General features: G+C 69.6%; 1 protein-coding gene and 1 pseudogene. Both read left to right on the top strand.

Annotation, left to right across the window (positions count from 1 at the left end):
- Positions 1 to 183: pseudogene (locus G6026_RS11030) on the top strand (hypothetical protein); the annotation flags it as partial.
- Between the two features lie 40 nt (positions 184 to 223).
- Positions 224 to 736, top strand: a complete 513-nt coding sequence (locus G6026_RS11025) for a hypothetical protein (RefSeq protein WP_182613201.1) — start codon at positions 224 to 226, stop codon at positions 734 to 736.
- Positions 737 to 996: the final 260 nt, after the last annotated feature.

The raw sequence follows: 996 nt of genomic DNA, 5'->3' as shown, positions 1-996 counted from the left end.
GGGTGGCCGGAGGCGACGGCCACCCGGGTGGAGGTCGCGGCCCGCGAGTCCTGCGTGATGGACGAGCAGGGCGCGCAGACGGAGGCGTCCCGGCTGCTGTGGTCGGCCGTCGCCAAGCTCGTCGGCGCCGCGGTCTCCCTGGTGATCCCGCTGGGGATCGTGCTCGCGCTGGTGGCGGGGTGAGGATCGTGCCCCGTGATCGCGCTGTCCAGCAGGTGGCACCGTGGTGAGGCTCATCGTTCCCGTGGTCATCGGCCTGCTGTTCCTGGCGGTGATCGCGGGCTGGTTCTGGTACACCACCTGGTTGGTGCGCTCGGCGATCGACGAACTCGCCCACCGCCGCCGGCTGCTGGCCGGAGTGGATCCGCTTCAGGTGACGGCCACGAAGGCAGCCGCGTCTGTCGAGGCGGCCCACGACGCGGCGCACAGGGCGCTCTCACTGACGGTCGAGTCCTGGTACGACCTGCGCGAGAGCCGGGCGGTGGGGACCGCACTGGTCGAGAGGTTTCCGAAGATCGAGGAGCGGGCGGCGCGGGACCCGGAGTTCCTGGATGTCCTCGAAGACGCCGACGCGCTGCTCAACGATGCCCGCCCGGGAGCGGACGAGATCGACGAGCTACTCGGGCGGACAGCACGCATGGACGAGCTGACCCTGCGGCTGAGGACCCTGGTTCATCAGTACGACTCCGCCGGGAGGCGCGGGTTCGGGCGCTTCTTCCCGCAAGGTCGGCAGTAGTCCCCATCGAATCCGCCGGCCGTCTCCTGCGTTTCGGTCGTGCTCAGCGCGGAGATTAGCCCCGGTCAGCGCGATAACCACGACCAAAACCTCGGTGAGCGTGACCGGCACGAGGACCCGGGCATGCATCGGGCGAGTAGGCCGGGCGAGTAGCTCGGGCGCTTAGGTCGGGCATGTAACGCAACACGGCGAAGAATGCACGTGACCGCAGCGGCGCTCGAGCTGCCTCTAGAGATCCCCGGGCAGCTTGTCTCGGCGGA

Origin of the sequence: Dietzia sp. DQ11-38-2 (assembly GCF_014145055.1) — a bacterium.
GTDB lineage: Bacteria > Actinomycetota > Actinomycetes > Mycobacteriales > Mycobacteriaceae > Dietzia.
Note: the sequence above shows the minus strand (reverse complement) of the source record. Positions and strands in the feature narration are given on the sequence as shown.